The sequence below is a fragment of the Frankia sp. CcWB3 genome (assembly GCF_977927595.1).
Genome location: NZ_CDWRCK010000203.1, coordinates 1 through 7,697 on the forward strand (window position 1 = coordinate 1; position 7,697 = coordinate 7,697).

Here is a 7,697-nt window from a genome sequence, read left to right on the forward strand (position 1 = left end):
GACCAGGTCGACGCCGTCGGGAAGCAGCGTCTGCAGCACCTCGATGCCGTCCGGTCGGATGCCGTCCCTGGCCGCCCGCACCTGCGCCCACCCGGAGCGCGCGGCGACGTGTTCAGCCCCCGGCGCAGGTCCGTCGGACCCGGTTCGGGTGTCCGGATCGTCGGGCGGGACGGGGAGGGTGGTCTCGTCGTCGGCTTGTGACGGGCCGCCGTCCGATCCGTCTGCCAGGTCGCCTCCGTCTGCCAGGTCGCCCGATCCGCCCGGAGTGGTTTGGCCGTCCGGGCTGGTCCGGGTACCTGGACCAGCCCGGCTCTCCCGATCTGGTAGACCCGCCAGGCCGGTCAGGGCCCGCCGCAGCCACGCCTGGACCGCCCTGGGCGCCGCCGCCGCGTCGACCAGCCCGGCGGCGTACGCCGAGCCTGCGGTGTAGCTGCCCGGAGACGGGGCGGTGCCGGTGACCGCCGCGACCACCCGAGGCCCGGCGAAGCCGACCGTCGCCCCGCGTACCGCGCACCGAAGGTCCGCGCGGGAGCCGATCGTCACCCAGATACCACCGGTGGTGGGCTGGTCCGCGACGGCGATGTGACCGACCCCCGCCGCGTCCAGCGCGGCGAGCGCCAGTGCGGCTCGGGGCAGTCCGACGAGTCCGGCGACCCCTTCCTGCAAGCGGGTGCCACCGCTGCGCAGGAACGACACCAGGGGACGGCGGCTGGCTGCGGCCGCGGTGGCGGCCTCGGCGAACCCATGTGCGTCCCGCTCGCCAAAGCTTCCCCCGTAAACCGTGAAATCCCAGACCGCGACCACGGCAGGGATGCCGGCCACCGCGCCCTCGCCCCAGCGCAGAGCCGGTCGACCGTCGTAGTCGGGCCAGCCCAGTCGGTTGACGGCCGCGGCCGTGGCGGGCCGCAGGGTGATGCCTGCGAGCAGGGCGGCGCGCCAGTCGGCGGTCGTCTCCTGGCCCGGCCGGGTGTCGCTGTCCACGCCTGCATTTTCGCGCCCGGGGCCGACCGGATGCCCGTCGTCGCGGCCATGGTGTCGTGGAACACGGACGGGCACTCCCCGCCGGCGGGTGGCCGGCGGGTGCTCGCGGGCCCGCACGCCTGCGACGCACCGCGCCTTCGGCCGATGGCGGCCGGGGACATACTCTTTCACCCACAGCCCCCTGGGCGGGTGGGAACCCGGATCGAACCTGCTGCACCGGTGCAGCGAGGGAAGCGATGCTCACACCGCTGATGGAGGACGATCCTCGCCAAATCGGCCCGTACCGTCTGCAGAACCGGATCGGTGCCGGCGGGATGGGGACCGTGTATCTCGGTTTCGCCCCGGATCGGCGTCCCGTTGCGGTGAAGGTCGCTGCCGAGGATCTCGCCGAGGACGAGGAGTTCCGCAGCCGCTTCGAACGTGAGGTGCGGGCGGCGCTGCGCGTGCGAGGCACGGCGGTGGCCGCCGTGCTCGACGCCGACACCGAGGCCGCGGCGCCGTGGATGGTCACCGAGTACGTCGAGGGGACCAGCCTGGCCGAGGCTGTCCGGGCCCGCGGTCGGCTGGAGGACCACCTCGTCCGGGGTCTCGCCGTCGGCCTCGCCGACGCGCTGGTCGCCATCCACGCCGCCGGTGTCGTCCATCGTGATCTCAAGCCGTCCAACATCCTGCTGGCCTGGGACGGGCCCAAGGTGATCGACTTCGGGATCGCGCACCTGACCGACAGCGCCACGCTGACCCGCACCGGTCATGTGATCGGCACGTTGGCCTGGATGTCACCGGAACAGATGCGCGGCGAGCCGTCGGACGCCTCAGCGGACGTCTTTGCCTGGGCGAGCTGCATGACGTACGCGGCGACGGGGCGGCATCCCTTCCATGCCGAGACGCCGGACCTGCTTGCCGTCCGGGTACAGCGGGACTCTCCCGATCACCACGCGCTCCCCGGATACCTGCTCAACCTGGTCGCGAGGGCGCTGTCCAAGGCCCCGCGGGAGCGGCCGGACGCCGCCTCGCTGCTGGCCGCGCTGGTAGGCCGGGAGGTGCGTGGGGTCACCGAGGCCGACCCGTCCGGTGGCTGGGCGCCGGACGTGCAGGGACCGGGCCCGGCACCTGGCCTGTGGCCGGTCGGACCGCCGCCACCCGCGTCGGCCTTTCGGCCCGCCGTGCTATTACCCCCCGCGGCACCGCCGCGACCGGTCTCCCCGCGACCGGTCTCCCCGCCACCGTCGGGAGCGGTTTTCCCGGGGAAGTGGGCGGATCAGGCGCCCGCGGAGCGTCGGGGCGCGACCGCCGCCGCGGACGTGGCGTCCGATCCGGGACGGTCGGAGGTGACCTATCGCCCCAGCGACCCGACTCCACCGGCGCGTCCTCCCGATCCGTCGGCCTTCCCGCCAGCGGGTCGACCGGCTGCGCTGCGGGTCGGGCTGTGGACCGACGCTCGGCGGGCCGAGGCGCCGCGGCGCCGGCACTGGAACAGCGGCGCGATGCTGTCGGTTCTCTTGGCGGTACTCTGGATCTTCGGGATTGGCAGTGCCGCGGCTGTCGTAGTGGGACTGGTCGCGCGGGTTCGGATCCGCCGCCGGGATGAGCGTGGCGCCACGGTGGCGGCCGTCGGTATCGGCCTGGGTTGGCTCGGGATCGGACTAGCGATGATCTTGATCGTCGTTATCCTGAAATTCGTCTGACTGGTCCGGAGGGGCTGGCCACGATCGGTGTTTCTTCCATGTGATTTCCGACATAATGAGGGTCTTAACTTTCGTGACGTCGGACACGGGACGGCGTAGGGCAGGTCCCGTCGGTCACGCTCAGCGGCTCCCGGCGGACCCGCGCTCTGAGGACGGTGGGGCGGAAGCCGCCCTCGGCGCGGTGGGTGTCCACACTCATTTGTCCTGTATCTGTCCTGTATCGACCTGCCGGGGCCCCGGACCGGGTCGAGGGATGCGCCGGATCGGCCCGTTCGATCCCACCCGTGGGCCGCCGGCGACGGCGGTGTGGTGCACAGCGCGTGGCGCGCGCTGTAACGCCCTCGTCAGTAGGCTCGCAGGCGTTCTGTGCAGCTCTACGTATCCCAACCCGTAACGACCGCATCCGACTGGACGGACCGTGGATCTTTTCGAATACCAGGCGAAGAAGCTGTTCGCCGAACATGGCGTACCGGTGCCCACCGGGAAGACCGCGACCACCCCCGAGGAGGCCCGCGCGATCGCCACCGAGCTCGGTGGCAAGGTCGTCGTCAAGGCGCAGGTCAAGACCGGAGGCCGGGGCAAGGCCGGTGGCGTCAAGGTAGCCGACGGGCCGGATGCCGCCTTCGCGAAGGCGACAGCGATCCTCGGCATGGACATCAAGGGCCACACAGTCCACTCGGTGCTCGTCGAGGAAGCCAGCAACATCGCCGAGGAGTACTACGCATCCTTCCTGCTGGACCGGGCGAACCGCACCTTCCTCGCCATGGCCTCCCGGGAGGGCGGCATGGAGATCGAGGAGGTGGCGGCGACCAAGCCGGAGGCGCTGGCCCGGATCGCGATCGACCCGCTCAGGGGAGTCGACGCGGCCAAGGCGCGCGAGATCGCGGTCACGGCGAAGCTGCCCGAGGCGGCTCTGGACGGCGCGAGCGAGCTGCTGGCCAAGCTCTGGACCGTGTTCCTCAAGTCGGACGCCACCCTCGTCGAAGTCAACCCGCTGATCCTCACCGGTGACGGTCGGGTCGTCGCCCTCGATGGCAAGGTCAGCTTGGACGACAACGCCGACTTCCGCCACCCGGAGCACGAGGCGTTCGTCGACGTGGCCGCGGTGGACCCGCTGGAGCAGAAGGCCAAGGAGAAGGGCCTCAACTACGTCAAGCTCGAGGGTGAGGTCGGGATCATCGGAAATGGTGCCGGCCTGGTCATGTCCACCCTCGACGTGGTGACCTACGCCGGGGAGGAGTTCGGCAGCAAGCGCCCGGCGAACTTCCTCGACATCGGCGGCGGCGCGTCCGCCGAGGTCATGGCAAACGGTCTGTCGATCATCCTTGGTGACCCGGCGGTCAAGAGCGTCTTCGTCAACATCTTCGGTGGCATCACCTCCTGCGACGCGGTGGCCAACGGCATCGTGCAGGCCCTGAAGATCGTCGGCGACGTCAGCACCCCGCTGGTGGTGCGCCTCGACGGCAACAACGCCGAGGAGGGCCGCCGCATCCTGGCCGAGGCGAACCTGCCGGTGGTCAAGCCGGTCGACACGATGGACGGCGCGGCGAAGCTCGCCGCCGAGCTCGCCGCGGCCGCGGCCTGACCTGGGCGAAGGGGATTGCGAACCGATGGCTATCTGGCTTGACGAGAACAGCCGGGTGGTGGTGCAGGGCATCACCGGCTCGGAGGGCAGCAAGCACACCCGCCGCATGCTCGCCGCGGGCACGAACGTCGTCGCCGGCGTGAACGCGCGCAAGGTGGGCCAGCAGGTCGAGGGCGTGCCGGTGTTCGGCTCCGTCGCCGATGCGATGGCGCAGACCGGCGCCAACGCCTCGGTGATCTTCGTTCCGCCCGCGTTCACCAAGGACGCGGCGATCGAGGCGATCGACGCGGCGATCCCGCTCGCGGTGGTCATCACCGAGGGCGTGCCGATCCACGACACGACCGAGTTCTTCGCCTACTCCCAGTACAAGGCGACGACGCGGATCATCGGGCCGAACTGCCCGGGTATCGCGAGCCCCGGTCTGTCCAATGCCGGCATCATCCCGGCCGACATCACCCCCGGCGGGCGCATCGGCCTGGTCAGCAAGAGCGGCACGCTGACCTACCAGATGATGTACGAGCTGCGGGAGTTCGGCTTCTCCACCTGCGTCGGCATCGGTGGCGACCCGGTCATCGGCACCACGCACATCGACGCGCTCGACGCCTTCCAGGCCGATCCGAACACCGACGCGATCGTGATGATCGGTGAGATCGGCGGCGACGCCGAGGAGCGGGCCGCGGCGCACATCGAAGAGCACGTGACCAAGCCGGTCGTCGGCTACGTGGCCGGCTTCACCGCGCCGGAGGGCAAGACGATGGGCCACGCGGGCGCCATCGTGTCCGGTTCGTCCGGTACCGCGCAGGCCAAGAAAGAAGCCCTGGAGAAGGCCGGCGTCCGGGTTGGCAAGACCCCGTCGGAGACCGCCCGGCTGATGGCTGACATCATGCGGTCGTTGTAGGCCTGTCCCGATGCCGAGCCCCCGCGTCCCGCGGGGGCTCGGCATCGGGACAGGTAGGGGTCTTGGCCGCGGGGCTTCGGGGACGGACGTCTTCCCTTCGCTTCCGACGGCTGCAAGACTTCTGCATCGGTGCATCGACGGCTCTCGTCTCCGCACCGACCGACCAGACGAAGTGGGGTTGCCGTCGTGGCACAGATCGGCGGTCGTAGCGTCGCCACCAACGACATCGGGGTGGTCGCCTCTGGGGCGGTCACGTTCATCGTGAGCTTCCTGCCGTGGTATTCGGTGAGCCTGGGGTTTTTCGGCCGCTCGGCGGAGGCTCACAAAAACGCCTGGGGGCTCGGGTTCAACTCCTGGTTCCCGGTGTTCCCGGTGTTCCTGGTGGTCGTGGTCGCCGGTCTGGTGACGGCGCGCGTCGCCGCCAACGTCCGCATCCCGGACGTTGGTCCGGTCTCGATCCTGTGGATACTGCCGGCCGTCTCGGCGTTCGCCGTCCTTCTGCTGTTGATCAGATGGATCCGGTTCCCCGACGTGCCGAGCGGGGTGGACGCCGGGCCGAGTTTCGGGTTCTACCTCGCCTTGCTGCTGACGATCGTGCAGACCGTCTTCGGTGTGCTCACGGCGCTGGCGAGCGGAGCGCCCATTCCCGGCCGTCCGGGTGCCCGTCCCACCGGGCCCGGTCAGCCGGGCGCCTGGCCTCCGTATGGTGGTCAGCAGCCGCCCTACGGTCAGCCCTACGGCCAGCAGCCCACGCCCGGTTACGGCCAGCCGCCCACGGGGTACGGGCCGCCGCCGGGCTATGGGCCGCCCGGTCAGCCGCCCACGGGCTACGGTCAGCCGCCTGTCGGCGGATATGGGGCGCCGCCCGCCGGCGGGTACGGGCAGCCGGCCCAGCCGGGCGGGTACGGGCAGCCGTCGCAGGGTCAGGCTCAGTCGCCCCCAGGTTATGGCCAGCAGCCGCCTCCGCCGGGTGGTTACGGCCAGCAGGAGCCTCCTCCCGGTCGTTGATCCGATACGTGCCCGCCTCCATGCAGCCGCCCAGACTGCCGCGACGCCTTGCCGATCGGATCTGGCAGCGGGGCGGACGGCCCCTGGCGGAGGCGGTCGCCGCGTCGGCTGCGGGCCTGATATTCATCGAATTCGTCGTTCTGGTTGTGTGGGGAGCCGACACCGGCTCCTCCACCGGACCCGCCGCGGCTCTGCGCGTCGGAGCCGATCTGTGGCTTGCCGCTCACGGAACGACGCTGCGGCTCCCTGACGGGATCATCGCGTTCCGGCCATTGGGCCTCGCCCTCTTTCCGCTGGCCGCGGCGCTGAGCGCGGCACATCGGCGGGCGAGCGCGGCACCGCTGCAGTCGCATGCCGTTCTCAACCGGACCCCCCTGGGCCGAGTGTCGCTGAACCGGGTGTCGCGGTTGCGGCCTGCCCGGCTCGGCGGAGGGCGCTCCGCCGCTTCGGTGGCGGACCTCGGGGACTCCCGCGGGGGCCGCTGCCGGTCGGATGGCGCCGTCGGGGTCCCTTGGCGGGCCGTGGCAGGCGACGTCATCGGCGTCGTGGGCGCCCAGACTCTCTTCGTCGTGGTCGTCGCGCTCATCGTGCGCACGCACTCGGTACGGCCGACCCCCGGTTCTGCGGCGCTGGGGACGGTCGCGTTCGGGATACCGGCCGCCCTGCTCGGCGCGCTGGCCGGCCGCCATCGGCTGCGCACGGCATGGCGGATGCTGCCCGTGATGCTGCGCGTCCCCCTGCTGTCCGGCGCGGCGGCGTTCATGGCGCTGCTGGCGGCCGCCGCGTTCGGGGTCGCGCTGGTGCTCGCGGCGACCGAGCCCGAGGTCGCCGCCGCCGAGCGATCGCTCGACGTGGGCGTGCTCGGGGGTCTCGGGCTCACGGCGACCCAGCTTGCGCTGCTGCCCAACCTGGTCCTCTGGGGTCTGTCCTACGCCCTCGGACCAGGATTTCGAACGGGTCCGGGTCTGGTCCGGGCGGATGTCGTCCGCCCGGCCGACCTGCCGGACCTCCCGGTGCTGACGGCCCTTCCGCCGAGCGCGTTACCCAGGCCCGGGTGGCTTGTGCTGGCGCTGGTGCCCGTCGTGGCCGGCGTCGTGCTTACTGTCATGGTCCATCGGGCGAGCCTGGGACGCCGCTCCCGGGCTCGCATCCTGACCGTCCTGCTCGGGGCGGTGGTCTGCGGTGTCCTCGTGGGTCTGGCGGTCCAAGTGTCGATGGGACAGGTCGGGACCGTGACGGGTCAGGGTAACCACTATGGTCCCTCGTCCGGATGGCTGTGCGGCCTGATTGCCGGGGGGGAGACCGCGCTTGTCGGACTCCTGTTGATCGGCGGCATCGACCTGGCGGCCCGTCGGGCCGAGCGGCCGTTCGTCGCCGACGACGCGGCGGCGCCCTCCTGGTGGCGCAGGCTGCAACCGTCCGGCTCATGGTCGTCAGCCCGGCTGTCACGACGACACCCCTGACCGGCCTCGCGGCCCCGCTGCCGCGGCCTCCTCGAGGTCTGTGGGCCCGCAGCTCCCCGCCCGGCGGGGACCTTTCC

At 71.5% G+C, this 7,697-nt stretch carries 6 protein-coding genes; 5 read left to right on the top strand and 1 reads right to left on the bottom strand.

All coding sequences use genetic code 11. From position 1 onward, the window contains the following. A partial coding sequence (locus tag ACY5KJ_RS14960) for a carboxyl transferase domain-containing protein (RefSeq protein ID WP_462203620.1) occupies positions 1-981 on the bottom strand: 981 nt, incomplete at its 3' end. A gap of 236 nt (positions 982-1,217) precedes the next feature. Here ACY5KJ_RS14960 and ACY5KJ_RS14965 point away from each other — a divergent pair. From ACY5KJ_RS14965 to ACY5KJ_RS14985, 5 genes are all read left to right on the top strand, one after another. Continuing rightward, the gene (locus ACY5KJ_RS14965; protein ID WP_462187516.1) at positions 1,218-2,666 is read left to right on the top strand and encodes a serine/threonine-protein kinase; all 1,449 of its coding nucleotides are present in this window, start codon (positions 1,218-1,220) and stop codon (positions 2,664-2,666) included. Between the two features lie 418 nt (positions 2,667-3,084). Further along, on the top strand, positions 3,085-4,251 hold the full coding sequence (sucC, locus tag ACY5KJ_RS14970) for an ADP-forming succinate--CoA ligase subunit beta (protein ID WP_462187517.1): 1,167 nt from the start codon (positions 3,085-3,087) through the stop codon (positions 4,249-4,251). A 25-nt stretch (positions 4,252-4,276) separates the two neighbouring features. Next, positions 4,277-5,149, top strand: coding sequence for a succinate--CoA ligase subunit alpha (gene sucD / locus ACY5KJ_RS14975; RefSeq protein WP_462203621.1), 873 nt, complete (start codon positions 4,277-4,279; stop codon positions 5,147-5,149). Positions 5,150-5,335: 186 nt separating this feature from the next. Beyond that, positions 5,336-6,157 carry a hypothetical protein gene (locus ACY5KJ_RS14980; RefSeq protein ID WP_462203622.1) on the top strand — a complete coding sequence of 274 codons (822 nt, stop codon included), beginning with the start codon at positions 5,336-5,338 and terminating at the stop codon, positions 6,155-6,157. A gap of 20 nt (positions 6,158-6,177) precedes the next feature. After that, complete coding sequence (locus ACY5KJ_RS14985; protein WP_462203623.1) at positions 6,178-7,620, top strand: cell division protein PerM; 1,443 nt, start codon at positions 6,178-6,180, stop codon at positions 7,618-7,620. The last annotated feature ends 77 nt before the right edge of the window (positions 7,621-7,697 follow it).

Excerpts from the sequence above, each read along its gene's own strand:
- ACY5KJ_RS14965 (WP_462187516.1), top strand. The coding sequence starts at position 1,218 with ATGCTCACACCGCTGATGGAGGACGATCCTCGCCAAATCGGCCCGTAC.
- sucD (WP_462203621.1), top strand. The coding sequence starts at position 4,277 with ATGGCTATCTGGCTTGACGAGAACAGCCGGGTGGTGGTGCAGGGCATC.
- ACY5KJ_RS14985 (WP_462203623.1), top strand. The coding sequence starts at position 6,178 with ATGCAGCCGCCCAGACTGCCGCGACGCCTTGCCGATCGGATCTGGCAG.